Origin of the sequence: Microbulbifer sp. MKSA007 (assembly GCA_032615215.1) — a bacterium.
GTDB lineage: Bacteria > Pseudomonadota > Gammaproteobacteria > Pseudomonadales > Cellvibrionaceae > Microbulbifer.
Genome location: CP128433.1, coordinates 1,926,328 through 1,950,659, shown reverse-complemented (window position 1 = coordinate 1,950,659; position 24,332 = coordinate 1,926,328). Strand labels below are relative to the sequence as shown.

Here is a 24,332-nt window from a genome sequence, read left to right as displayed (position 1 = left end):
TCGTTAGTTAAGACAAGATCAGGCATAATCTGCCTCCTAACAAGACTGTCAGGACAAAATTATGCGAATTCCTACCACCTGGCGCCGCCTTGGCTTGGCTATAGCCATCGGCGGTGTTATCAGCGGTTGTAGCAAGGGCAACGAAGAAGTCAGCTCACAAGCGCACTCCCATAAAGAACATATCGAGCACAGCACTGAAAAGCTCAATCTGGAAGCCGCTGAGAAGGCTCAAATTGATACTGTCGCTGCCGACCTGCACAAGCATGTCGCCGTATTGGCCTCCGATGAATTCGAAGGCCGCGCTCCCGCCAGTAAAGGTGAGGAGCTGACGGTAAACTATCTGGCAGAGCAATTTAAGGCGCTCGGACTTACCCCTGGTGCCGTAGATTCCGACGGTAACCCCAGCTGGTTCCAGGAAGTCCCCATTGTAGAGATGGATATTCAATCCACTCCCCTTACTATTCAGGGCGAGGGTGTAGGCCAGGTTCTAAAACCTATTGACGACATGGTCGCGTTTACCCAGCGCCAAACCAGCGCATCCAGCCTCAATGAAAGCGAATTGGTTTTTGTCGGTTACGGCATCGTAGCTCCAGAAAACAACTGGAATGACTACGCAGGTCTGGATATGGAAGGCAAAACCGCAGTCATTCTGGTGAATGACCCCGGCTATGCCACCCAAGATGAGGCTCTATTTAATGGCAATGCCATGACCTACTACGGTCGCTGGAGCTACAAGTTTGAAGAAGCTGCCCGTCAGGGCGCCGCAGGAGCCATTATTATCCATGAGAATGGCGCTGCCGGTTACCCCTGGGAAGTAGTGAGCGGCTCCTGGTCTGGCGCCCAGGTAAGCCTTGAAGCAGAAAATAAGAATATCGATCGCGTGGCGATTGAGGCCTGGATCACCAACCAGGCAGCGAAGGATCTGTTCCAGGCAGCAGGTCTCGACTTGGCCGAAGAAATGGCAGCGGCAAAAGCATCTGGATTCAAGCCTAAGTCACTGGAACTCAAAGCCAGCATCGAACTCAGCAACAGCCTTGAGAAGTCCAACTCTCGCAATGTTATTGCTAAGTTACCCGGCAAAAAGTACGCAGATGAAACCATTGTTTACACTGCCCACTGGGACCACTTAGGGGTCAACCGAAACGCTTCTGGCGAAGACCATATCTTCAATGGCGCAGTGGACAATGCCACCGGCACCGCTGGACTACTTGCTCTTGCAGCCCAAGCAGTGAAAGAGGATCAAGCTGATCGCTCCCTGGTATTCGTTGCAGTAACTGCTGAAGAGTCCGGTTTACTTGGCTCCAAATACTATGCCGCTAACCCAGTTGAACCTCTGGAAAAGACGGTTGCCGGCTTTAACTTCGACGCTATGAATGTCTTGGGCCCCACCAAAGACATCACCGTCGTTGGCTTCGGCAGCAGCGAGCTGGAAAATCTCTTAGAAGCAGCCGCCAAAAAACAGGGCCGCTATCTGGCTGCTGAAGAGCACCCGGAACGCGGCTACTTCTATCGCTCAGATCATTTCAGCCTGGCAAAAGAAGGCGTGCCAATGCTGTATTTTGATTCCGGTAGCGAAAACCATGAGCACGGCCGGGAGTGGGCACAATCCAAGGACAAGGAATATCTCAGCCAGCACTACCACAAGCCGGGAGATGAGTACGACCCCAACTGGAACCTGAAAGGCGCCGCTATGAATTTGCAGCTGGGCCTGCAATTGGGCCTGAAGCTGGCAAACAGCCGCGACTGGCCCAACTGGTATGAAGGCAATGAGTTCCGCGCTATTCGCGACGCCAGTGCCGAAAGCCGCAAATAACCAAGCAGGATAAACATCCCGCTTTTCCTTGGTGGCACCTCCTCGGTGTCACCAAATTTCCCTCCCCAAACATCAACCCTGCATTAGCTGCAGGTGCCTCTCCGTGAATCGAAACCAATAAAAAAGCCCCACTGTCTCCAGCAGGGCCTTTTATGCGGTTGAACTCTTTAGCTAAATAGCGACTTAAGCAGCGCTAGTAGCCTCAAGCTTTTTCAACTCTTCATCGCGAAGTTCACGGCGCAAGATTTTGCCCACATTAGTTTTGGGTAAGTCCTCACGGAACTCCACATGCTTCGGCACTTTATAAGCCGTCATATGCTCACGGCAGTAGGCGACAACTTCATCTTCGGTCAAAGATGGATCAGCCTTCACCAGGAAGAGCTTCACCTGCTCACCACTTTTCTCATCCGGGATACCGATAGCGGCAGCTTCAGTGACCTTCGGATGCGCGCTGATCACGTCTTCAATCTCATTGGGATATACATTGAAGCCGGATACAATAATCATGTCCTTCTTGCGATCTACGATTTTGATGTAACCATCATCCTGAATAACGGCCATATCGCCGGTATTCAACCAACCTTCACTGTCGATGGTATCCGCTGTCGCTTCCGGACGCTGCCAGTAGCCTTTCATCACCTGAGGTCCGCGCACGCACAGCTCGCCAGGAGAGTTGTTTGGCAGGTCATTGCCATTCTCGTCGACAACCTTGACCTCGGTGCCGGGAACAGGAACACCCACCGTGCCCAGCTGAACACCATCAGTAGGGTTAAATGAAACAACCGGGGAGGTTTCAGTCATACCGTAACCTTCCATGATCATACAGCCGGTCATTTCCTCCCAGCGCTTAGCCGTATCGCGAGTTAACGCCATGCCACCAGAAGCTGTTGAGTGCAATTTGCTGAAGTCCAGTTCAGCAAAATCCTTGTTGCGCATCAGGCCATTGAACAGGGTATTGAGCCCAACAAATCCAGTGAAACGCAGGCCTTTCAGCATCTTCACAAAACCCGGAATATCCCTCGGGTTGGGCACTAACAACGAGTGGTTGCCCGTGGAGAAAAGGCACATGCAGTGGATGGTAAATGCGTAGATATGGTAAAGAGGCAAAGGTGCAATATAGAACTCCTCACCTTCTTTCATACCACTGGCAAATGCGATACGAACCTGCTCCATATTCGCTACCAGATTACCATTAGTCAGCATTGCCCCTTTGGCAACCCCGGTAGTACCGCCGGTATACTGCAGAACTGCAATATCTTCTTTGGTGCGCTCAACATCCTTATGAGGACGCTCAGCGCCTTTTGCCATTGCATCGCGGAAGCTAACTTCATTGGCAAACGAAAATTCGGGCACCATTTTCTTAACGTACTTCGCCACACTGTTGATCAAGGTACGCTTCAGCGGACTGTGCAGGTCCGCAATCTCAGTAACAATAACTTGTTTTACATCGGTTTCAGCAACCACCGCAGCAGCGGTATCGGCAATATTCGCCAGTACGACCAGAGCCTTGGCCCCTGAATCATTCAGCTGGTGCTTAAGCTCGCGCTGCGTGTACAGCGGATTGGTATTTACTACAACCAAACCTGCGCGCAGTGCACCAAAAACAACTACTGGGTACTGCAGCACGTTGGGCAGCTGGACAGCGATGCGATCACCGGGCTTCAAGTCGGTATGATTTTGTAAATAAGAGGCGAATTTTCCACTTAGCGTGTCAATATCATTGATTGAAAGTGTACGCCCCAGGCATGTGAAAGCCGGCCGGTCACCGAATTTGGCGCAAGCGCCTTTAAAGACATCAAGTATGCTGCGATCAATGTCCAACTCTCTTCTCCCATTCCTGATTGTTGTCGTCGCTTGCCCACACCTTCCGTCTCCATAGGCGAAAGCTGCCATATCTCTGGGCGAGCGAGAATTTATTTATTGTTTGTAGTATCTTTGAGACGGTGAAAAAGAAGGTTTAAAACCTCTCTTTACCGATCTCCCTCTTCACTATTCGCAGGAAATAAACCTGCCAATGCTGCGGCCAACTCGCGATTTCCAGAATATTGAACATCCCCCAAAAGGAAGGCGTGACGCCCACTTAATTGACCGTCCAATATAGCACTGAGAGTGCTGTTTTCCATTTCCAATGTTAGTTCTGGATTATCAGTCTGACCAAATTCGGAAATCACTTTGTAATTTTTAGATACTTCGGTGACATAAACATAGAAGTCACAGGCATCTGGCAGCCGGAACTGTACCCGAGCCAGCGGGTACGAACAAGCTAAGTGACACAGGCGCTCTTGAACTGAATCCGGCAATTGCATCGGAAATTCTCCGTTTAAGCCGCTTTATTACTCACAAAAAAACCGCCGGCATTTGCCGGCGGTTTTCATTTCAGAGCGGGATCAGAATGCAAAATGCTCGGCATCCAATTCCATCAAGTTGCCTGCTCCACTCAACATGGACGTTGCGTGGCTGGAAGTGCGAGGAAGGATACGCTCGAAGAAGAAACGCGCGGTAGTAATTTTCGCCTTGTAGAAATCTTCTTCTCCAGTGCCCGCTGCCAGTTTTTCATTGGCAACTTTAGCCGCCTGTGCCCACAGGAAGGCCAGTACGGTGTAACCGGAGAACATCAGGTAATCTACAGAAGCAGCACCGACTTCGTCAGGGTTTTCCATAGCTTTGCCGCCAACGTGCAAGGTCAGGTCGCCCCACTGCTTGTTAAGTTCTTGCAATTTAGCAACGAAAGGCGCCAGTGCTTCGTTATCAATTTCCGCCTGGCAGAATTTGTGAACCTGCTTGGTGAAACCGCGCAGCAATTCACCCTGGGTCATCAGAACCTTACGACCCAACAGGTCCAGAGCCTGAATACCAGTGGTGCCTTCATAGATAGTGGAGATACGCGCATCACGTACGTTCTGCTCCACGCCCCACTCGGCAATATAACCGTGGCCACCGAAACACTGCATACCCAGGTTGGCAGATTCAAAACCGGCTTCTGTCAAAAATGCTTTTGCAATCGGCGTCAGGAAAGCCAGCATATCGTCAGCGGCTTTCTTCGCGTCAGTATCGCCTTTGTGAGTGATATCAACCAGCTGTGCGCACTTAACAACCAGCATACGACCACCTTCAGAGAAGGCTTTCTGGGTCATCAGCATGCGGCGCACGTCAGGGTGAACAATAATCGGGTCAGCCGGGCCTTCCGGGTTTTTCACGCCGGACAGAGAACGCATTTGCAGGCGATCTTTTGCGTAAGCCAGGGACTTCTGGAAACCGATCTCGGAGTGAGCCAGGCCTTGCAGAGCAGTGCCCAGGCGCGCAGTGTTCATAAAGGTGAACATATAGCTCAGGCCTTTATTCTGCTCGCCGATCAGGAAGCCTTTAGCACCGTCAAAGTTCAGCACTGCAGTGGCGTTGCCGTGAATACCCATTTTGTGCTCGAGGGAACCACATACCACACCGTTGCGCTCACCGGCAGAGCCGTCAGCGTTCGGCAGGAACTTGGGTACGATAAACAGGGAGATACCCTTGGTGCCAGCAGGTGCGTCTGGCAAGCGGGCGAGTACGATATGAACAATGTTGTCAGTCATGTCGTGCTCACCGGCGGAGATAAAGATCTTGGTGCCGGTAATCGCGTAGGAGCCATCGTCATTCGGCTCGGCCTTGGTGCGCAAAATACCCAGATCGGTACCGCAGTGAGGCTCGGTCAGACACATAGTGCCGGTCCAGCTACCTTCAACCAGCTTGGTCAGGTAAACCTGCTTTTGCTCTTCAGTACCGTGCTCTTCCAGGGTGTTCATCGCACCGTGGGACAAGCCGGGGTACATGCCCCAGGACCAGTTGGCGGTACCAACCATCTCGCTCATGATAGTGCCGAGCGAGGGCGGCAGGCCCTGGCCACCGTACTCAGGATCGTGAGGCAGTGCAGCCCAGCCACCCTCTACAAACTGCTGGTAGGCTTCTTTAAAGCCTTCCGGGGTAGTAACTTCACCGTCTTTCCAGGTGCAACCTTGCTGGTCGCCAATTTGGTTCAGCGGTGCAATAACGTTTTCACAAAACTTTGCACCCTCTTCCAGGATGGCATCCACGACATCAGGAGTAGCCTCCTCATATCCAAGTGACTCATAATGCTTTTCTGAGTCCAGCATCTCGCGCATTACGAAACGCAAATCACGCAGTGGCATTTTGATATCGGTCATCCTGATAACCTCAATTCGCTTATGTTTGGGACCGGAGGCAAAACCATCCAGTCATATTTATGACTAATTTCTAAGATTGGTTCATCATAGTAGTAAGCGAGCAGCCCCCTCTATGGCCAAACCCGTCCAAAGCGGTGACAAATCGAGGCGAGAGGATGAAAAAAGGTGACTGGCCCAGTCAAATATCCAGGCCAGCTGCGGCGCGACCACCCCGGCGATACTCGCCTGGCGTAATTCCCGTCCATTTTTTGAAGGCGCGGAAGAAAGCACTGGATTCATCGAACCCAAGCATCTCTGCGATCTGCCCATTGGAAAGATCCGGGCAGCTGAGGTAGTGAAAAGCCGCTTCCATCCGACATTCGTCTTTGAGCTTCTGGTAGGAGGTACCCTCCTGCTGAAGGCGACGTCGCAACGTGGTGACCGACATATTGAGCCTCTCCGCCACCGCCTCAGCGGCAGGCATGGACTCACTCACGTCCCGGTTCAAAATGGTTTTCACTTTGGTCTTGATACTATTGGCACTGCCGTCGCTAATCACCAGGTGGTAAGGAGCGGTGCGAATAAAGTCCTCAACCATCTGCGGGCTTTGCACCACAGGGTATTCCAGGTAGCGGGTATCGTATTCGAGCGCATTAAACGGCTGCTCAAATAACAACTCATTGGCCTCACTCTGCGCGAGACTGCGAAACTCTTCTGGGCAAGCAAATGAAAAGTGCAGCCTGGCCAGCGGAATCTCCCGCCCTGCCAGCCAGCAATAAAACCTGTGCCAAACCGCTAAGGTTGTACGCACCACACTGGGGCTCGTGTTATTCAGCAGCTGCTCAAATTCGCCTTTGCCCAGCGAACTGATCCCGCAAATTTCAACCCGCTCGCGCCCATGGCCACCTTCTCCGAGTACCGGCTTCACCTTAAAACCTCGGCAGATTTCCATAAATTCGGCACAGAGCGTAATCGCCTGGCGTAGGGTTGCACAATTCACCACCGCCAGACACAACAAACGAAAAGACCCGGAACGGACCCTTCCACCGCTAAGCATGCCAAACCACTCATTTTGCGCCAGCCACATCACGCGCTGGTACAAGCGGCCGTACTTCACTGCTGAAAATGCGGATACGCCCTGCAATTCAGACTCATCGATATCGACAGAAGCTAAAAGCTCCTTGCGATCACACCCATGCTTGGTCGCCTCTTCGAGCAGTCGCTCGAGGTAGGCGATAGGGATGCGAATATCCTCTTCCGTTGACGCCATCTATTATTTACGCCTGCGCAACCAATTCAATAAAGCCCCGCACCCAAACGCCAGAGCAATGATGACAAGTAATATCACCAACAGAAGAATGAAATAGGTGACAACATCCTTAACGGGCAGGTCCCAGCTGTAGACTGCCGCCACTACAAAGGCGACACAGGCGAGGACACTGGTAATAAAGGAGCGGCGACTTCTTTTAGCCATGACGATCTGGATACATTGATTTTCAAAACAGGTGAGACTGCCACATTTTGTGGCGCTACCATTGTATTGTCGGCACCCAGTACCGACGCGGCGTCGAATCGTGAGGGATTGGCCGGTTCCTGTCAACGCCGCAGGAGGCACCAATGAGCAGAAGAATGCTGGAACCAGAGGATCGAGCCACGCTGTTAAGGCTTTTGCACTGGCTTATGTGCCTGACCGCCATTATATCGTTAATACTGTTGGGAATCGCCTTTTTTGCCCCTAGCTGATCAGCCCACCCTTGGCCAAATGGGCGGGATCCAACAATTCCTCAAGCGTTTCTCTATCCAGGTCCGTCATTTCAACAGCAACATCCAGCACTGGCCTACAGCTGGCATAGGCGGCCTTGGCAATCTCCGCCGCTTTCAGGTAGCCAATCACTGGGTTAAGGGAGGTCACTAAAATGGGGTTGCGGCCCAGGGTTCCCTCAATATGCGCCCGATTCACCGCGAAACTGGCAACGGCTCGATCAGCCAATAGGGTCGATGCATTCGCGAGCAGGTTAATACTTTCCAGCAGCGTACTGCCTACTAAAGGCAACATAACATTCAATTGAAAATTGCCGCTCTGTCCCGCCACGGTCACTGTGGTGTCATTACCCATCACCCGGGCACAAACCATAGTAACTGATTCAGCAATAACCGGGTTCACTTTGCCCGGCATAATGCTGCTCCCTGGCTGCAAGGCCTCCAGGGCGATTTCGGAGAGGCCAGCAAGCGGACCGCTGTTCATCCAACGCAAATCATTGGCAATTTTCATCAGGGAAACTGCCAACACCTTGAGCTGCCCGGACAATTCCACCGACGTATCCTGACTGGAAATTGCGGTAAAAAAGTTCTCTGCCGGGCGAAACTGATGAGATGTGTGGGCGCTGATTTTTTGTGCAAACAGCTCGGCAAAATCCGGGTGAGCATTGAGCCCGGTGCCAATCGCCGTTCCGCCTTGAGCCAGCTGGGCAAGCCGAGGCATTACCGCGCGAATCCTCTCCCGGCACGCCTCTATTTGTGCAGCCCAACCTCCAACTTCCTGCGCCATTGTCATAGGCACTGCATCCATCAGATGGGTGCGGCCGGTTTTTACAATACTTTCAAGTTCCGTGGACTTGTCGCACAAGCCAGTGTGCAAATGGCGCAACGCAGGCAGCAGGGTGTCGCGCACTGCAAGCAGGGCGGACACATGAATCGCGGTCGGAACCACGTCATTACTGCTCTGACTCATATTCACGTGATCATTGGGGCTGATGGTTTGATCACTGTGCTTTTCTGCCAGGTGAGCGAGCACCTCGTTAACATTCATATTTGAGCTGGTACCAGAACCTGTCTGGTAAATATCGACGGGAAAATGAGTGGCATACTCCTCATCACCGAGACTGTCGCAGGCATTGATAATGGCCTCAGCCTGGGCTTTATCCAGCAACCCCAAGTCCCGGTTGGCCTCCGCAGCAGATTTCTTTATCAGCACAATGGCGCGGATAAACTCTGCCGGCAAGCCGTGACCACTGACAGGAAAATTCTCCACGGCGCGCTGGGTTTGCGCGCCATACATCGCCTCAGTCGGCACCTGAACTTCGCCCAGGCTGTCCTTTTCAGTGCGGAATTCGCCACCCATTTCACTCTCCCCAGATGCGCTTAATGCATCGACAGAAGGTTATTTAGCCGCTGCAGCCCTACTCGACCACGACGGTAATTTTCTTGGACATCACAGGCTCTTTATGTGGCACATGCATATAGTTGCCCAGAACCAGTTGTAGCGTATGCTTGCCCGGTGGCAAGGTAACTTGAGTCTCGGTTTGCCCGCCACCAAAGTGAATGATGTTCTTACTCGCCGGCAAAGGCTTGCTCATATCCGGCATATCATCCACATCAATCAGCAGATGATGGTGGCCGGTATTCTCTTGATTGGTACCCGCCGGTGCCACACCCATACCAGACAAACCAAACTTCACCGTAAATGTCTGGGGCACCTTCTCTCCATCCTTCGGCGAGATAATATAGACCTTGGCATCTGCTGGGGCCTTACTGCTCATATCCATTTTGCTTTCGTGCTCAGACGCATGTAACAGCGGCGACAACATCAGTGCGCTGGCAAACAGCAGAGAACTGGATTTAATCATGTGTATTCCTTCCTGATAGGGCGCCCAGATCGCGCCAATTCTTATAATCTGGCTTTACAGCTTCTCGGCCGCGGCACCTTGGTACCGTTCGGCAAAGACACTTTAACAGACCAAAGTTTCAGTTCCAGAGACTATCAGGGAATATAGTTGCGGAAAGAAAAAGAGAGATAGGATTTGTGACAGGGCTGCTTATTTAAATCTGCTTTGCGGCAATTAGGCAAGAGAGGGCCCGGACCAACCGGGCCACAAAAATCAGATACTCACCCGACCCTCTTGGGTCCACTCGCAGCGAACCTGCATATCGCCGCTGCCCGGCTCGTGATAGAGGCCAGCGGATTCCCAGCTGAAAGAGTGAACGCCGGAAAGCTCAGTTTCCAAATGCACAGTTGCCGAAACCCAATACATACTCTTCAACAACTCTTCAAACTTCTGTATCCACAAATCCCACTCGTATTCTACCGCCCGATAGGAAGCGCCAAAGTGGATAACATCGGTTTGGTACTGGGATTGCTTCACCTTAATGGTGGGAATAGCAAACATATCCCGGCACAGGAATGGCCATTCGTCAGCACTGGGCAGAGCGAGCACAGCATTGCGGTTCACCCTACGCCGATCGCTGCCGCCAGCGAGGCTATTGCTGTCTTTGATACATCCGTAAACGATGGATTCCTGATCGCCCTGAAGCATTAATTCCATTCCTTACCACAGTGCCACTGGACATCAGGTACCCAGGGCAAAACAGATCTAAGGCATCAACTTTAACGGCGAAGCGACCAGAAAGCCACAAAACAAAACACGAACCTGCAAAGTGCTCAAAAGTTCGGCTATTCAGTTACTAATGGTGCCCCGCCTAAAATACCAGAACTAAATCTCAAAGCCCCTTTCGCGCAGCATATCCAGAAGCGCCTCTTCATCCATAACTGTGATACCTAGCCCCTGCGCTTTGGTCAATTTTGAGCCAGCGCCTGGCCCAGCAACCAGAGTGCCGGTCTTGGCGGAAACACTTCCTGCGACTTTCGCACCCAGCCTCTGTAAGTAGTCTTTTGCTTCACTGCGGGACAGGGTTTCCAGTTTGCCGGTGAGCACCCAGGTTTCCCCTGCCAGGGGCTGATCCTGCTCGTCACTCTCTTCCGCTTGCCAATGCACACCCGCCTGCTGCAGTGCCTCCACCTCTTCTTGGGCATGAGGTTGCTGAAAAAACTCAGCAACAAAATGAGCGACCACTGGGCCCACATCTTCAACTTCCTGCAAAGCCTCGACATCTGCCGACATTAGCGGATTCAATTCGCCAAAGTGCCGCGCCAAATTGCGCGCTGTAGCCTCACCCACTTCCCGGATACCCAGGGCATAGAGGAATTTAGGCAGCGTGGTCTCTTTACTGCGCTCCAGTGCATCGAGGAGGTTCTGGGCAGACTTTTGCCCCATTCGCTCAAGTCCCGCCACCTGCTCCAAAGTGAGGTGGTAGAGCCCGGACACCGAGTGTAACAAGTCCTCATCTACCAGCTGCTCTACCAGCTTGTCTCCCAGCCCATCAATGTCCATTGCTTTGCGCGAAGCGAAATGCTTGATGGCCTGCTTGCGCTGGGCACTACAAATCAGGCCGCCGCTACAGCGGACCACCGCCTCACCAGGCGTGGATTCCACCGGCGAGCCGCATACCGGGCAATGCGTGGGGAATTCAATAGCGTGGCCACCCGGCTTGCGCTTGCTCTCCACTACAGAAACCACCTGCGGGATAACATCTCCGGCACGGCGAATAATGACGGTATCACCCACCTGTACGCCGAGGCGCTCGATCTCATCTCGATTGTGCAGAGTTGCATTGGAAACGGTAACGCCGCCGACAAATACCGGCTGCAGGCGAGCAACCGGGGTAACCGCACCGGTGCGCCCCACCTGGAATTCAACATCCAATAATTCAGTCATTTCCTCCTGAGCAGGAAACTTATAGGCCATGGCCCAACGGGGTGCGCGGGCAACAAAACCGAGACGGCGCTGCAGGGGAATACTGTTGACCTTAAAAACAATACCGTCAATATCGTAAGCGAGGTCCTCGCGCTTCTCGCCGATTTCCCGGTAGTAGTCGATGCAGCCCTGAATATCCTTAGTGACGCGCATCTCTCGGTTTGTACGGAAGCCCCAATGTCCCAGCAGCTGCAAAGTCTCAACGTGCTTTTCCGGCAGCTCACCGCCCTCTACAAGGCCAGTGCCATACACACACAATTCCAGCGGTCTCTGCGCTGTTATGCGGGAGTCCAATTGACGCAAACTACCGGCAGCGGCATTTCTAGGATTTACGAAAAGCTTCTCGCCCGCCTCAGCCGCTTTGCGATTCAATTCGGCAAAGCCCGCTTTCGGCATATAGATTTCGCCGCGGACCTCCAATACACCCGGATACTTTTCAATACCATCTGCTTGACGCAAACGCAGAGGTACAGATCCCACGGTGCGTACATTCTGGGTGATATCCTCACCCGTCGTGCCATCCCCTCGCGTTGCCGCTCGCTCAAGTACTCCGTCGCGATATAAAAGGCTGATAGCGATACCGTCTAATTTGGGTTCACAGGCGTATTCCACTGGCCCTTTACTGTTGAGGCGCTCACACACCCGGCGGTCAAACTCCAGCAACTCTTCATCATTAAAGGCGTTATCCAAAGACAACATCGCCACCTCGTGGCGAACCTCCTGGAAAGAGGAGAGCGGCTCTGCGCCTACCCTCTGGGTGGGAGAATCCGGTGTCAGTAGCTGAGGGAATTCACTTTCCAGGTCCTGCAACTCGCGCAGGCGCCGGTCGTACTCAATATCCGGCAACTCGGGATCATCAAGCACATAGTATTGGTGATTCGCACGCTGGAGGATTTCGTGTAATTCCTGAACACGCTCGCGCACTTGAGGGGAAATAGTTTGATGAGTCATCGGCAATTCGAGTGAATAAAAATAATAGTTAGAAAATTATTTCGATTTTACATGCAAATACGGCCCGAGCTTACGGCTAATTTCCAAAATGAAAATCAGCCGGCATCCCGGGCCGCATTAAAAATGGCAACAATTATGTAGAGATTGCGAGTTAGCTTTGCGCCATCGCTAAAGTCCTGCGGCGCTGGTACTCCACAACCCGCTGACGATAATGCTCCGCCGTTTGCGCGGTAAATACACTGCGATTCTCATCCTTCAATTCGCCACCGAGCAGCTCGGCAATTTTGTATGAGGTGGAAAGCAGTTGATCGAAAGCTTTAATCGCCTCGCCTTCCACAGGTAGTGTCAGGAACAAGCTAACACCCGGCGTGGCAAATTCTTCCATCTGGGCCAGGTCGAAAACGCCGGGCACAACAATATTGGCGAGACTAAAGATAATGGCCCCATCAGCACCGCCGTGCTCATGGTAGTGAAAAATATTCATTTCACCAAAGCGCATGCCACAGGCAACCATTACCCGAAGTAAATCATTACCCTCGAAGTAATCCCCTTCTGGCGCCATTACATTAATCACCAGCACCTCACGGGTGGGAGCACCTTCACCAACACTGCCAGAGCTTGGAGACTGAGAAGATCGCTCGGCTTGAGAATCCTCATGCACAGCTTCATGCTCAGGACTGTGAGCGCTATCCATCGCATTTAGGCTTTCAGCCTCATCTAATGCAGGCTCATAGCGTTGCTCTTCACCGACCGACTCCATCAGGGTGGGGACTTGCTCTTCCAAATCGAGGATACCCTGCTCTTCCGGACTCCTCTGGGGATTGCTGCCAGCGAGCGGTTTGCGCGAGGAAATAAAGCTCTCCTGCACCTGGCGATTCACATGTAGCGCATCCTCTAGCGGACGGCGCTGAACAACGCGAGCCTGCCCGGGCAATTCGCTGTTTGCAGGCTTGGGCTCTCGCGTCTCCAGGGGTTTGCGGACCGGGGGTTCTTCTTCAGCCTTCTCTGAGACCGGATCAGCTTCATTTTTTACTTCAGATTGCATGGCCCGCGACAGATTGCGGGAGACCTTAACTGCCGCGCGCTGTCGCAAGATCGCCCGGCGTATGCCATCGACCACAACGACCAGCAGAACGACAACCAGGATTGTAACCAGCCAGTTATCCATTTTTTAGCGCCTCTCCCTTTACGCCCTTATGCAGAAGCCAGCTCGGCTGCTTCTTCCACATTCACCGACACCAGTCGGGATACACCCGGCTCGTGCATGGTAACCCCCAGCAACTGATCCGCCATCTCCATTGCGATCTTGTTGTGGGTAATATAGATGAACTGAACGTGTTCTGACATTTCTTTAACCATTCGTGCGTAACGACCAACGTTAGCATCGTCAAGGGGAGCATCCACCTCATCCAACATACAGAAAGGTGCTGGATTCAGACGGAAAATCGAGAATACCAATGCGATCGCCGTCAGCGCTTTTTCTCCACCCGAGAGCAGATGGATTGTGCTGTTGCGCTTGCCCGGCGGGCGGGCCATGATCGCGATACCAGTATCGAGCAGATCTTCACCGGTAAGTTCCAGATAGGCATTACCACCACCGAAAACTTTCGGGAAGAGTTCCTGCAGGCCCGCATTTACCTGATCAAAAGTTTCCTTGAAGCGGGTTCTCGTTTCCTTGTCGATTTTCTTAATTGCATTTTCCAGGGTCTCCAGCGCTTCCATCAGATCCCCATGCTGGCGATCCAGGTAGTTCTTGCGCTCAGACTCCTGCTTGTATTCATCGATAGCGGCGAGGTTAATCGGCCCGAGACGCGAGATACGCGCAGCTACCAATTCCAAATCTTCCTGTACCTGTTTAATCGTCAGATCGCCAGGTAACTGTTCGAGCAGCTGATCGATATCGTGCTCGCTCTCGCGCAGCTGCTCTACCAATCCGTTTCGTTGCACTTCCAGAGTCTGCGCAGCGAGACGCTCCTGCTCAAGCTGGACGCGCACTCCCTGAAGAGCCGCCTCCACTTTGTGGCGCTCCTGTTCCTGCTCACGCAGGCCGGTCTCAACCTCTTCCAGCTTTTTGCGCGCATCGGCGAGTTCCGTTTCCACCTCAATACGCTCGCCGAGTTTTTCTTCCAACTCAGCCTGAAAATCCTGGGAGGGGTCCTGGGTCTCCTCCATTTGCTCCTGCAATTGCTGACGACGACTGCGCAACCTTTCCAGCTGCTCGCTCATCACCTGCAAAGTGCGCTCGAGAGACACCATCTGGGTGCGCACTGACTGCTCGCGCATAGCCAGTTCATGGGCGCGATCCTTGTCCTCCCGCGCACGCTGGCGCACGGCATCCAAAGCTTCGCGCAATTCCTCCCGGCGTGCCATTAGCGTTTCACGACGATCGGTATCATCACTCATCGCCTCGACAGCTTCCTGCAGCATTAGACGAGCTTCCGACAGGGACTCCCCTTCCAACTCCTGCTGCTCACGCACCTCACCGATTTCCTGCTCAATTCGGATACGGCGCTCATTCATCTGCTCCGCACGCGCCCGTCGGGCGGACAACTGGCTGCGCAGCTCTGCCTCGCGACGCCCGAGCTGGTCGGACTCATTGCGAGCTTGTTCGATGGAGCGCTCGAGATCGACCGTTTGCGTGCGCAGGGACTCGCGTCGCTCGGCAATACTCTCTATCTGCTCCTCACACAGGGCCAACTCCTGCCCCAGGGTTTCAAGATCCTGCTTGCGCGCCAGGACCCCGGCCTCTGCATCACTGGCGCGATTCACTCGCAACCAGTTGGGGCCGAGCCAGAGCCCATCGCGAGTCACAATAGACTCATGAGCTCGCAAACTCGCGCGCCTGGACAGCGCCTCAGTCAAATCCTCTGCGGTATAAATTCCCGCCAAGATGCCGGAGAGAGAGGCCGGCCCCTGAACCATATCCTGCAGCGAAGGAAGTGCTCCCTTCGCACTGCTATTTACAGCACTGTTATCGATCAGAACCGCTTGACCGCTTTCCAGTGCCGCCAATCCTTCAGCCACGGACTCGAGCTGCTCGACACATACCGCCTGCAATTGGGGACCGAGGATAGTTTCAACTGCGGTTTCCCAGCCGGGCTGGGCTTTAATCTGGTCGGCGAGCCGGGGCTTGTCAGCCAGGGCTTGCTGCTGCAGCCAATTCTCAACTGCCTTGCCTTGCCCTAAAGCAGCTTGTTGCAAGGCTTCCAGAGACGCCTGACGGCCTCGCCCGGTTTGCAGCTGCAAGCGTAACTGATCGAGTTCGGTAGCCAGCTCCCGCTCCTGCACACGGAGACTATCCAGAGACTCGCGACGCTCTGCCGCTTCCTCGCGGCGCTCTTCAGCCTGCATTTCCAGCTCGGCCATCTGCTCGTTCAGCTGCAGTGTCTCTTCATCGTCGTCAGAGACCTGGAGGCCGGACTGCTCCGCCAATAGCTTGTTGACCCGCTCCAGCAGCCGCTGGCCAGAAGTTTCCAAGTGCTGGATGCGGGATTGCTGTACCTCAGCTTTCTGACGGGAGCCAGAGGCACCCTGGTTAAACTGGTCCCACTCGTTCTGCCAATTGCGCATCTGCTCTTCAGATTCGAGCAGTGCCGCAGCAGACTCCTCTTCTGCTGCCAAAACCATCTCCAGGTCCGGCAGAATAATCTCAAGCTCCTCCTCAAACTGGGCCGCTTTTTCGCGATCCACTTCGAGATTGGTCTCCGCCTCGCGATATTCTTGTTCGGTTTGCGCCAAATCGGAATGCAGGCGAGTAGAGCGCTCACGAGCGTGGGCAATGCTCTGCTCCAAGCGGGCGATATCTCCACCGACGGCGTAAAAGCGTCCCTGGACTTCGTTAAAGCTATCAGACAGCTCGTGGTACCCCACGCGCTTTTGCTCAATGCCTGTGTCACAGGTGACCTGGCGGGTAACCAGCTCTTCAACGGTGAGTTCAAGCTCACCTATTTGTTGCTGCTTGGCCTTGGATTGGTCATCCAGTTCGCGGTATTTGAGCGCCTGAAGATTAGCCTTGTGGCTGCGCTCTTCCTCTTTAAATCGGCTGTATTTTTCCGCTGCTGCGGACTGTCGCTCCAGTCGGGACAACTGGCGATCCAGCTCATCGCGGATATCCGTGAGGCGCTCAAGGTTTTCAGAGGTCCGTCTCATCCGGTTTTCGGTGTCCCGGCGGCGCTCCTTGTATTTGGAGATACCGGCGGCCTCTTCGATATAGACGCGCAGCTCTTCGGGCTTGGCTTCGATCAACTTGGAGATCATGCCCTGCTCAATAATGGCGTAGCTGCGTGGGCCAAGGCCGGTACCCAAGAAGAGATCGGTTACATCGCGGCGGCGGCACTTCTCGCCATTCAGGTAATAGGTGTTCTGTGCTTCCCGGGTTACCTTGCGCTTGACGGAAATCTCCGAGAAAGACGCATAGGCTCCAGAAAGCTTGCCCTCAGAGTTATCAAATACCAACTCAATCGAGGCCTGCCCCACGGGCTTACGGCCACTGGAGCCATTGAAGATAACATCCGTCATCGAATCGCCGCGCAGGTTCTTTGCGGAGGATTCCCCCATAACCCAGCGCACCGCATCGATGGTGTTGGATTTACCACAGCCATTGGGACCCACCACCGAGTTGAGGTTTGTCGGAAAATAGACAGTGGTAGGGTCAACAAAAGACTTGAAGCCCGCTAGCTTGATGCACTTCAGACGCATGTATTTATAAACTCGATATTTTTCTCTGCCGGGCGGGACACCAAACCTTTAATATTACTTGGTGTCGCCAGAGCATTCAGCGCTATTCTTCACAGTAATGTTCAGTCGGGATTATCAATCCGACCAAGCAGCGGTCAAGTCAAACATGACGATCGCTACCAAATGCCAACTTGCCCCAATAGAACTCATCAATATCGGGGCAATGTGAGCTTGAGGCCAATTAGACGCAAGAATGCCATCCGGCCGCAAATAAAAATGAGGCCACAGCTTACACTGTGACCTCATTTTCGACAGTCACAGCCAGTTACAGCTGACTATCGATGGCTATTGACTGAGTTTCACTCCAGCGGGATTTAGGCAACTCGCTAATCATTCCCTGCCAATCCCCCGGGGCCGGACGCGCATCTCCCTTAATGGCCAGTCGCGCTACCAACTGCACAGAGTCGACAGTGGCGATGGAGCTTCCAGGCATCATTGCTCGGGACTCATCCAGCACAACCTCTGCCGGTAACTGCCCAGCCGTGAGGCGCACGATAGCCAGAGGCATCGGGCTCGCAGCACTGCGTGCATAGATAAATACCGGGGTAGATTCTGGGGCTTCAACTCCCTCCCCCAAACTGACCTGAACTCGAATCTGCGGGCCTTTCTCTTTCGTTTCTACCTTTGCCTGCACCGCTACAGCCTCACCGCTGTCTGCCAAAGCGCTTTCGGCCCTGGCAACGCCAGCCTGAAGCGCCTCTGCTGCTGCAGATCCTGGGGAAGCTGGCTAAGTGCTAGCTGCCAATGCTGGCGAGCCTTGCGGTAGTCCCCATCTTCAAAAGCGGCAATACCCGCCAAGCCCAGCACAGTGCCATTGGATGGCTGCACCTGTAACACCTGCTTGATCAAGGAGCGGATTTCATCGGTAATCTTGGAACCGCCAGCAAAAAATAGCGCTTGTGCCAGCTCAGCCTTAACGTTGGCCGCCTGTGGCTCGCGAGCCACAACATAGCGATAGGAATCTACCGCCCCAGCCAAATCGCCACTCACCAGTAGCCGCTGCGCCAATATATAGCGACTACTAAGATCATCTGGATGAGTTTTAGCCCGCTCCTGCAACTGACGGGTGATTTTTGCCTCTTCCTCCGAAGAGGTGTGCCCACCTTGGCTCGCCACCATATCGCGATACAAAGCTACTTCGGACGGTCGGTCGGAAAACCCGTAGGCAGCTGCTGCAATTGCAGGCACCAAAACCGCCAGGCCGATTAGCAATCGGCCGCCACCCTGCCTGGCTTCACCAGATTGACTTTCCTGCTGAGCCGCCAGCAGTTCCCGCGCGAGATCTGCCTCCAGCTGGGCAAACTGCTTTTCATCCATCGCACCGCTCTGCACCGCAGCGCGAAGTTCTTTACTGCGCTCCCGGTAGAGCGCTGCCATAGCCTCTCGCTTGCTACTACCGCTGCGACGTCTGCCTGCAGCTCTCAAAGCAGGAATCAGAAATACAAAAGCTACCAACAGTAGCAATAGGGCTACACCAAACCAGATATCAATCATTTACCTTCCTTCCCGCTATCACCTTCATCTACAGCTCCTTCTCCCAACAACTGCTTTAATCGACGCCGCTCATCATCAGTGAGTTCCCCACTGCCGTCATCTTGGCGAGCCCCGGTACCACTTTTTGAGCGCATCACGATCACAATCAAGGCCAGAAGCCCGAAAACGGCAAAAACTCCCGGAGCCAACCACAGGATCAAGGTATTTTTCTGAACAGGTGGGCGGTAGAGCACAAAATCCCCATAGCGGGCCACCATGTAGTCAACGATTTCCTGGTCCGTAAATCCTTCCTCCAGCAAACGGCGGATTTCACGACGCAAGTCCGAGGAAATAGACGCATCGGAGTCTGCCAGGTTCTGGTTTTGACATTTGGGGCAGCGCATCTCTTCAATAAGCACGCGATACCTTGCATCCAGCTCGGGAGAGGACAATTTTTGTGTCTCCACTACCGCATGTGCAGCGATGGACAGGCAAAACATACCGAATGCCAGTACAAGTTGGGCCAGCCAGGTCTTCTGTGTCACAGCTTTTCTCACGCTCTAACTAACGGGAATTGGGGCGATTATAACAGTGTCACCCCCCGGCGGACACGCCCACGAATTCACACAAAAGCGCGTTAACTCATTGAAAGACAAAAAAAATTCAAAAAAGGCGTTGACGCCACGAAGAATATCATTAAGATACGCAGCTCCTGACACGGGGTGGTTAGCTCAGTTGGGAGAGCGACGGCCTTACAAGCCGTAGGTCACAGGTTCGACCCCTGTACCACCCACCACTTCTCTTACTCTTGCCCGGCAAGAGCAACCAAGAGAAGCAGGAATGCGGACCGGTAGTTCAGTTGGTTAGAATGCCGGCCTGTCACGCCGGAGGTCGCGGGTTCGAGTCCCGTCCGGTCCGCCATATACAAAAAAGCCCTGCTCGCAAGAGCGGGGCTTTTTTGTTTGTGCCTCATATCTTTTCATTTTTCTCATATTTTATTTTCAGTTGCTTACGCTGGAAATTTGAAAGAGCCACAAAAAAATAACCAAATCTCAGCGTAAAAAAATAGTGCGAGCCCCGTGCTGGCAAAATTTTTCTGCAACAATTTTCTCTAGCCTGAATTTTTATTTTCTGAATTTCTACGCAGCTGATTTTGATCGATAAAAACAGCTTAAAGAACCCTCAAAAAATCCTCTAATTAATTAATTTTTAAACAATTTTTGGATGTTTTTTATTCTTAAAAAAATTTTTAAAAATCTCCCAACAAAATTGTTGACCGCAAAAAAAATATCATTAAGATACGCAACTCCTGACACGGGGTGGTTAGCTCAGTTGGGAGAGCGACGGCCTTACAAGCCGTAGGTCACAGGTTCGACCCCTGTACCACCCACCACTTCTCTTACTCTTGCCCGGCAAGAGCAACCAAAGAGAAGCAGGAATGCGGACCGGTAGTTCAGTTGGTTAGAATGCCGGCCTGTCACGCCGGAGGTCGCGGGTTCGAGTCCCGTCCGGTCCGCCATATACAAAAAAGCCCTGCTCGCAAGAGCGGGGCTTTTTTGTATATGAAAAATTCAAAACCACTTTTCAATACACAACCACCTCCCCACTCCCCACCACAAACTGTGCAGACCGACTAACAAAATTAATAGAAAACCGGGGCAATGAAAGTAGCACCCTGTTTTATTACCAAATATTGCCAATAGACGAGCAGCAATTTCTTCAAATACACACCCGCTTCTCACACTTAAAGCCAGACGCAAACTTTTTTAGAAAAACTTCCCTAAGTTGTTGACCTAAGTAAAAAAATCATTATGATACGCAGCTCCTGACACGGGGTGGTTAGCTCAGTTGGGAGAGCGACGGCCTTACAAGCCGTAGGTCACAGGTTCGACCCCTGTACCACCCACCACTTCTCTTACTCTTGCCCGGCAAGAGCAACCAAGAGAAGCAGGAATGCGGACCGGTAGTTCAGTTGGTTAGAATGCCGGCCTGTCACGCCGGAGGTCGCGGGTTCGAGTCCCGTCCGGTCCGCCATATACAAAAAAGCCCTGCTCGCAAGAGCGGGGCTTTTTTGTATGCGCTAATTAGAAAAGAGTTTGGTTTTTTAAACTTCAGCTGAAGCCGCCTGGCTCTCCTCCCATTCCCCATCCACTGCTTCTTCGCCGCCATGCAATAGATGCATCAATCGCTCCAGCTCCGGCATTTCGTTAAAGCACTCCGCCTCACCAGAAATTTCATCCCAGGATGCTTTGGATTCAGTGCAAAGATGGGCCACGACCTTCCCATCGATATCCCCCTCCAGCAATCCAGCAGGCACCCAGAAGTGCGTTGTATTACTCATTAAGTGAGGAACTGTACTTCCGCATCCACCGCAAAAGTCAGATCGATAGCCCGTAGGAGTCCGGAATGAAGAGATTCTGTCTAAGCCCCGCACCCAGCGAAACTGATCCCGGCTAATAAACATGGCAGTATCCGAGGCGGAACCACTCAATTTGCGGCAGAGTGAGCAATGGCATTGGTAAAGGTTTGGAATTGGCTCTTCCAGTTGGAACTCAACCCCACCGCATAGGCACTTCCCATTCATCCCTTTCTCCTTCCGCAAAACTGTTATTCGAAGTCGTCCATGAAATCGCAATAGGTTAGCAACAATATCTCAGTCCTACCCAAGACTCCTATAGACACACAGTGAAGTAAATGCCATTTGGCGCCTCATTCAACGAACATCATTAAATATCCAAGGATCTGGGGTTTAGCTTCGCCGTGAGGATATGATCCTCCCAACATCCATTGATCTTCAGGTATTTTGCCGCCCTACCCTCGACAACGAAGCCCAATGCCTCCAGCAGAGCTGCCGACCTATCGTTACCAGGCATGTAGTTAGCCATCACCCTATTCAAATTTAGGGTGTCAAAAGCATAATCAACGACATGTCGACACAAGCTCCCCATTAAGCCCCGCCCCTCGTGGGACTGGTCAACTGCATATCCCATATTACAGGCCTGAAATGGGCCTCGGATGATATTCGTCAAAGAGCAAACACCCAGTAACTGATCACACCCGGACTCTAATGCAGCAAACTTTAAAATTCCTCCAGAGCTTATGCGTCGAATCCAGGACCCGGAACTGTGAAAACCGGGCTCGCGAATGGGCTCCCAGCGCTTCAGGTGCTCTTCATTAGATAGATAAAAAGCAGATATGGCGGGCGCATCTGTCACTCCGAGCAAACGTATTTCCACCAGTCGATTACCTCACCATTCACATTCTGATTAAGCTCAATCAACCCACTTTACCGGCACCACTATTCAATTGACGGCAAAGAGTCCCGCTGACCGGGAAGCTCACGAAGAAATTCCCAACCCCGGGTCCTGCCGCTCTCATAACCTTCCTCAAGCAACTCTGCTTCTTGAGTAAAACGCTTAACCGGGAAATTGTCTGGAGGCGCAATAACCGAAACCTGGCATCCCTCTGGAGGCACCTCGATAAACTCCAGAGCCCGATTATATTTCTCCCCCTCTCCAGCACGGCCTCAAATAGCCGGGCATGATCACGGAAAAACTGTTTGATAAATTTTGGAGCAGGCCCCTTAATTTTCCGATACCCCAGAGGGCGCGAAAGAATAACAGTTATATTCCTAGCCCCCTGCTGATAGGCCTGAATAATCGGTATCGAATCAGCCAGACCGCCATCGGTCATAGGCTCCCCATCCACTTCAGGAAACCCCCGGTAAGCAACCGGAATGGCACAAGAGGCCGGGAAAACCTCGTGCATATTTTCTGGAGTTACTTTCAGGTATCTAGCCTCCCCCGTGTTGATACTGGTAGTCACGGCATAAAGCGGTATTCCATTCTCAACATAACTATCGACACTGAGCGGAATATCCTGATATGACGCATGCCACAACCAGCCAATATCACAAAAATGACCGCCTCGGAGATAGCGGCGCCAGTCGATGAAGTCTGCCCGCCGGGCATGGTCCATTAGTATTTGCCGACTTCGCCCATGATTTCCCGCCAGATAACCAATCAAGTTGGTGGAGCCTGCGGATACACCGATCGCAAAATCAAATGGCCGATAGCCCGCCTCCAAAAATGCATCCAATACGCCTGCAGCGAAAATCCCCCGCATAGCACCCCCTTCAACCACAAGGGCTGACTGGGAATTCTCGTTAATCAAAATACAGTCTTCCATAGCGAGCAACCGTTAAAACCAAACCATCTCTACCTTTGCCAAGCAGATTCCAATAGCACTATGATTGAGGCATTCAGGTAATCCGTTGAGTTAAACCAAGTATGCCAACAATCGCGTTTAAAGCGCCGTGGAGCCGCCAGCTCCAAATTATCAGTGCCATATGCACATTACTCCTACTGGGACTGCCGCTCTTTCTGGCATCGAGAGCACCAGCTGCTCCATCTACCCTCTATAGCATTGCCATAGCACTTCCGCCTGCAATACTGGCTCTCAGCGCCTTCTTTGCCATCCGTGGTTACGCCATCAAAAATGGCAACCTCTTGATATTGCGCCCGGGCTGGAAAACCACCATCTCCTTGGAGGGGCTATCTGAAGCATTCCCCGACTCAACCGCCATGCAAGGATCAGTCCGCATCTTTGGCAACTCCGGCTTATTTGGCTATATAGGCCTGTTTCAAAACCAAAAATTGGGGCGCTATCGTGCATTTGCTACCGATCAGCAAAAATCTGTCGTACTGCGTCTGGCTACACAAACTATCGTGATCACCCCCGATAAACCGGAGCGGGCAGCGGACATTCTCCGCCAACACTGCCAACTTCAACCCAATCCAAATTAATTGCTCCGACAACAACGCCACACGAATAGGCACGAGAAGTCGACAGGAAGTTCAAACCGATGAAAAAGTTCGCTTTTATAATTGCCGCCGCATTTACGCTGCTATCAGCAAGTGCTCACTCCGCTTGTGTGATTTTATTGCATGGACTAGCCAAATCAGATAGCTCAATGGAGAAACTGGCAAAGGCCATAGATGCCGAAGGTTTCCAAACGGTCAATATTGATTACCCTTCGACCAAGCACTCCATTGAAACCTTGGCCAGCATGGCCATAGCGCCTGCTGTCGAGGAGTGCGGTAACGCGGAAGAAATCAATTTTGTCACTCACTCCATGGGCGGCATTCTGGTAAGGCAATATCTACATTCAGCTGAAATCAAAAACCTGAATCGCGTTGTCATGTTGGGCCCACCCAATAAAGGCAGCGAAGTAGTTGATAAACTGGGAACATTCCCCGGTTTCAAGTTTATGTTTGGCGATGCTGGGCTGCAGTTGGGTACCGGCGAGATGAGCGTCCCCAACAAGCTCGGTAGTGCAGATTTTGATGTAGGTATTATTGCCGGCACTCGCAGCATCAACTTGATCCTGTCCCGCCTTATCCCAGAAACCGATGATGGTAAAGTCTCCGTATCCAGCACAAAACTGGATGGCATGAATGATCATCTGCAAATGCCAGTGACCCATGTGTTTATGATGAAAGATAAAAAAGTTATCTCGCAAGTTATCCATTACCTTAAGCATGGATTCTTTCATAGAGCCGGCAATCAGGCATCCAATTAAAATTAATCGATCTTATAAATAATCTA

General features: G+C 52.4%; 20 protein-coding genes and 6 tRNA genes. 9 read left to right on the top strand and 17 right to left on the bottom strand.

Annotated elements, in window-relative coordinates:
• The first annotated feature begins 61 nt into the window (after positions 1–61).
• The gene (locus QT397_11520) at positions 62–1,813 is read left to right on the top strand and encodes a M28 family metallopeptidase (protein ID WNZ57926.1); all 1,752 of its coding nucleotides are present in this window, start codon (positions 62–64) and stop codon (positions 1,811–1,813) included.
• A gap of 183 nt (positions 1,814–1,996) precedes the next feature.
• Here QT397_11520 and QT397_11515 read toward each other — a convergent pair whose 3' ends face one another.
• The 14 genes from QT397_11515 to QT397_11450 all read right to left on the bottom strand — a co-directional run bounded on the left by QT397_11515 (position 1,997) and on the right by QT397_11450 (position 19,270).
• Positions 1,997–3,634, bottom strand: coding sequence for an AMP-binding protein (locus QT397_11515; protein WNZ57925.1), 1,638 nt, complete (start codon positions 3,632–3,634; stop codon positions 1,997–1,999).
• Between the two features lie 149 nt (positions 3,635–3,783).
• The gene (locus QT397_11510) at positions 3,784–4,119 is read right to left on the bottom strand and encodes an SCP2 sterol-binding domain-containing protein (protein ID WNZ57924.1); all 336 of its coding nucleotides are present in this window, start codon (positions 4,117–4,119) and stop codon (positions 3,784–3,786) included.
• 81 nt (positions 4,120–4,200) lie between these two features.
• Positions 4,201–5,994, bottom strand: coding sequence for an acyl-CoA dehydrogenase C-terminal domain-containing protein (locus QT397_11505; GenBank protein WNZ57923.1), 1,794 nt, complete (start codon positions 5,992–5,994; stop codon positions 4,201–4,203).
• A gap of 178 nt (positions 5,995–6,172) precedes the next feature.
• Positions 6,173–7,243, bottom strand: coding sequence for an AraC family transcriptional regulator ligand-binding domain-containing protein (locus tag QT397_11500; protein ID WNZ57922.1), 1,071 nt, complete (start codon positions 7,241–7,243; stop codon positions 6,173–6,175).
• A gap of 3 nt (positions 7,244–7,246) precedes the next feature.
• Positions 7,247–7,447, bottom strand: coding sequence for a hypothetical protein (locus QT397_11495; protein WNZ57921.1), 201 nt, complete (start codon positions 7,445–7,447; stop codon positions 7,247–7,249).
• A 261-nt stretch (positions 7,448–7,708) separates the two neighbouring features.
• Positions 7,709–9,094 (bottom strand): class II fumarate hydratase, encoded by a 1,386-nt coding sequence (locus QT397_11490; protein ID WNZ57920.1) that lies wholly within the window; start codon positions 9,092–9,094, stop codon positions 7,709–7,711.
• A 58-nt stretch (positions 9,095–9,152) separates the two neighbouring features.
• Positions 9,153–9,599 (bottom strand): DUF4399 domain-containing protein, encoded by a 447-nt coding sequence (locus QT397_11485; protein ID WNZ57919.1) that lies wholly within the window; start codon positions 9,597–9,599, stop codon positions 9,153–9,155.
• Positions 9,600–9,851: 252 nt separating this feature from the next.
• Complete coding sequence (locus QT397_11480; protein ID WNZ57918.1) at positions 9,852–10,286, bottom strand: hypothetical protein; 435 nt, start codon at positions 10,284–10,286, stop codon at positions 9,852–9,854.
• 177 nt (positions 10,287–10,463) lie between these two features.
• On the bottom strand, positions 10,464–12,515 hold the full coding sequence (ligA, locus tag QT397_11475) for an NAD-dependent DNA ligase LigA (protein ID WNZ57917.1): 2,052 nt from the start codon (positions 12,513–12,515) through the stop codon (positions 10,464–10,466).
• Between the two features lie 151 nt (positions 12,516–12,666).
• Positions 12,667–13,683, bottom strand: a complete 1,017-nt coding sequence (zipA, locus tag QT397_11470) for a cell division protein ZipA (GenBank protein WNZ57916.1) — start codon at positions 13,681–13,683, stop codon at positions 12,667–12,669.
• 26 nt (positions 13,684–13,709) lie between these two features.
• Entirely contained in the window at positions 13,710–17,213 is a 3,504-nt protein-coding gene (gene smc, locus QT397_11465) for a chromosome segregation protein SMC (GenBank protein ID WNZ57915.1), read from the bottom strand.
• A 304-nt stretch (positions 17,214–17,517) separates the two neighbouring features.
• On the bottom strand, positions 17,518–17,913 hold the full coding sequence (locus tag QT397_11460) for a hypothetical protein (protein ID WNZ57914.1): 396 nt from the start codon (positions 17,911–17,913) through the stop codon (positions 17,518–17,520).
• A complete protein-coding gene (gene ccmI / locus QT397_11455) occupies positions 17,889–18,746 on the bottom strand; it encodes a c-type cytochrome biogenesis protein CcmI (GenBank protein ID WNZ57913.1) in 858 nt (285 codons plus the stop codon). The genes QT397_11460 and ccmI overlap by 25 nt, the downstream gene beginning before the upstream one ends.
• A complete protein-coding gene (locus tag QT397_11450) occupies positions 18,743–19,270 on the bottom strand; it encodes a cytochrome c-type biogenesis protein CcmH (protein WNZ57912.1) in 528 nt (175 codons plus the stop codon). The genes ccmI and QT397_11450 overlap by 4 nt, the downstream gene beginning before the upstream one ends.
• Positions 19,271–19,445: 175 nt before the next feature.
• On the opposite strand from QT397_11450, the gene QT397_11445 reads away from it, so the two are divergent.
• The 6 genes from QT397_11445 (at position 19,446) to QT397_11420 (ending at position 20,759) form a co-directional block, all read left to right on the top strand.
• Positions 19,446–19,521: transfer RNA gene (locus tag QT397_11445), tRNA-Val, on the top strand.
• Between the two features lie 48 nt (positions 19,522–19,569).
• A tRNA-Asp gene (locus QT397_11440) sits at positions 19,570–19,646 on the top strand.
• Positions 19,647–20,042: 396 nt separating this feature from the next.
• A tRNA-Val gene (locus QT397_11435) sits at positions 20,043–20,118 on the top strand.
• Between the two features lie 49 nt (positions 20,119–20,167).
• A tRNA-Asp gene (locus tag QT397_11430) sits at positions 20,168–20,244 on the top strand.
• A 314-nt stretch (positions 20,245–20,558) separates the two neighbouring features.
• Positions 20,559–20,634, top strand: a tRNA-Val gene (locus QT397_11425).
• A gap of 48 nt (positions 20,635–20,682) precedes the next feature.
• Positions 20,683–20,759 (top strand) — tRNA-Asp (locus QT397_11420).
• A gap of 70 nt (positions 20,760–20,829) precedes the next feature.
• Here QT397_11420 and QT397_11415 read toward each other — a convergent pair.
• The 3 genes from QT397_11415 to QT397_11405 form a co-directional block, all read right to left on the bottom strand.
• The gene (locus tag QT397_11415; GenBank protein ID WNZ57911.1) at positions 20,830–21,309 is read right to left on the bottom strand and encodes a GFA family protein; all 480 of its coding nucleotides are present in this window, start codon (positions 21,307–21,309) and stop codon (positions 20,830–20,832) included.
• Positions 21,310–21,451: 142 nt separating this feature from the next.
• On the bottom strand, positions 21,452–21,961 hold the full coding sequence (locus QT397_11410; GenBank protein WNZ57910.1) for a GNAT family N-acetyltransferase: 510 nt from the start codon (positions 21,959–21,961) through the stop codon (positions 21,452–21,454).
• A 40-nt stretch (positions 21,962–22,001) separates the two neighbouring features.
• A complete protein-coding gene (locus tag QT397_11405) occupies positions 22,002–22,913 on the bottom strand; it encodes a patatin family protein (GenBank protein ID WNZ57909.1) in 912 nt (303 codons plus the stop codon).
• A 101-nt stretch (positions 22,914–23,014) separates the two neighbouring features.
• Between QT397_11405 and QT397_11400 the strand changes: the two genes are divergently transcribed.
• Positions 23,015–23,530 (top strand): PH domain-containing protein, encoded by a 516-nt coding sequence (locus tag QT397_11400; protein ID WNZ57908.1) that lies wholly within the window; start codon positions 23,015–23,017, stop codon positions 23,528–23,530.
• A 59-nt stretch (positions 23,531–23,589) separates the two neighbouring features.
• On the top strand, positions 23,590–24,306 hold the full coding sequence (locus QT397_11395; GenBank protein WNZ57907.1) for an alpha/beta hydrolase: 717 nt from the start codon (positions 23,590–23,592) through the stop codon (positions 24,304–24,306).
• Positions 24,307–24,332 lie beyond the last annotated feature (26 nt).

Excerpts from the sequence above, each read along its gene's own strand:
- QT397_11520 (WNZ57926.1), top strand. The coding sequence starts at position 62 with ATGCGAATTCCTACCACCTGGCGCCGCCTTGGCTTGGCTATAGCCATC.
- QT397_11510 (WNZ57924.1), bottom strand. The coding sequence starts at position 4,119 with ATGCAATTGCCGGATTCAGTTCAAGAGCGCCTGTGTCACTTAGCTTGT.
- QT397_11505 (WNZ57923.1), bottom strand. The coding sequence starts at position 5,994 with ATGACCGATATCAAAATGCCACTGCGTGATTTGCGTTTCGTAATGCGC.
- QT397_11500 (WNZ57922.1), bottom strand. The coding sequence starts at position 7,243 with ATGGCGTCAACGGAAGAGGATATTCGCATCCCTATCGCCTACCTCGAG.
- QT397_11495 (WNZ57921.1), bottom strand. The coding sequence starts at position 7,447 with ATGGCTAAAAGAAGTCGCCGCTCCTTTATTACCAGTGTCCTCGCCTGT.
- QT397_11490 (WNZ57920.1), bottom strand. The coding sequence starts at position 9,094 with ATGGGTGGCGAATTCCGCACTGAAAAGGACAGCCTGGGCGAAGTTCAG.
- QT397_11485 (WNZ57919.1), bottom strand. The coding sequence starts at position 9,599 with ATGATTAAATCCAGTTCTCTGCTGTTTGCCAGCGCACTGATGTTGTCG.
- QT397_11480 (WNZ57918.1), bottom strand. The coding sequence starts at position 10,286 with ATGCTTCAGGGCGATCAGGAATCCATCGTTTACGGATGTATCAAAGAC.
- ligA (WNZ57917.1), bottom strand. The coding sequence starts at position 12,515 with ATGACTCATCAAACTATTTCCCCTCAAGTGCGCGAGCGTGTTCAGGAA.
- zipA (WNZ57916.1), bottom strand. The coding sequence starts at position 13,683 with ATGGATAACTGGCTGGTTACAATCCTGGTTGTCGTTCTGCTGGTCGTT.
- smc (WNZ57915.1), bottom strand. The coding sequence starts at position 17,213 with ATGCGTCTGAAGTGCATCAAGCTAGCGGGCTTCAAGTCTTTTGTTGAC.
- ccmI (WNZ57913.1), bottom strand. The coding sequence starts at position 18,746 with ATGATTGATATCTGGTTTGGTGTAGCCCTATTGCTACTGTTGGTAGCT.
- QT397_11415 (WNZ57911.1), bottom strand. The coding sequence starts at position 21,309 with ATGAATGGGAAGTGCCTATGCGGTGGGGTTGAGTTCCAACTGGAAGAG.
- QT397_11405 (WNZ57909.1), bottom strand. The coding sequence starts at position 22,913 with ATGGAAGACTGTATTTTGATTAACGAGAATTCCCAGTCAGCCCTTGTG.
- QT397_11400 (WNZ57908.1), top strand. The coding sequence starts at position 23,015 with ATGCCAACAATCGCGTTTAAAGCGCCGTGGAGCCGCCAGCTCCAAATT.
- QT397_11395 (WNZ57907.1), top strand. The coding sequence starts at position 23,590 with ATGAAAAAGTTCGCTTTTATAATTGCCGCCGCATTTACGCTGCTATCA.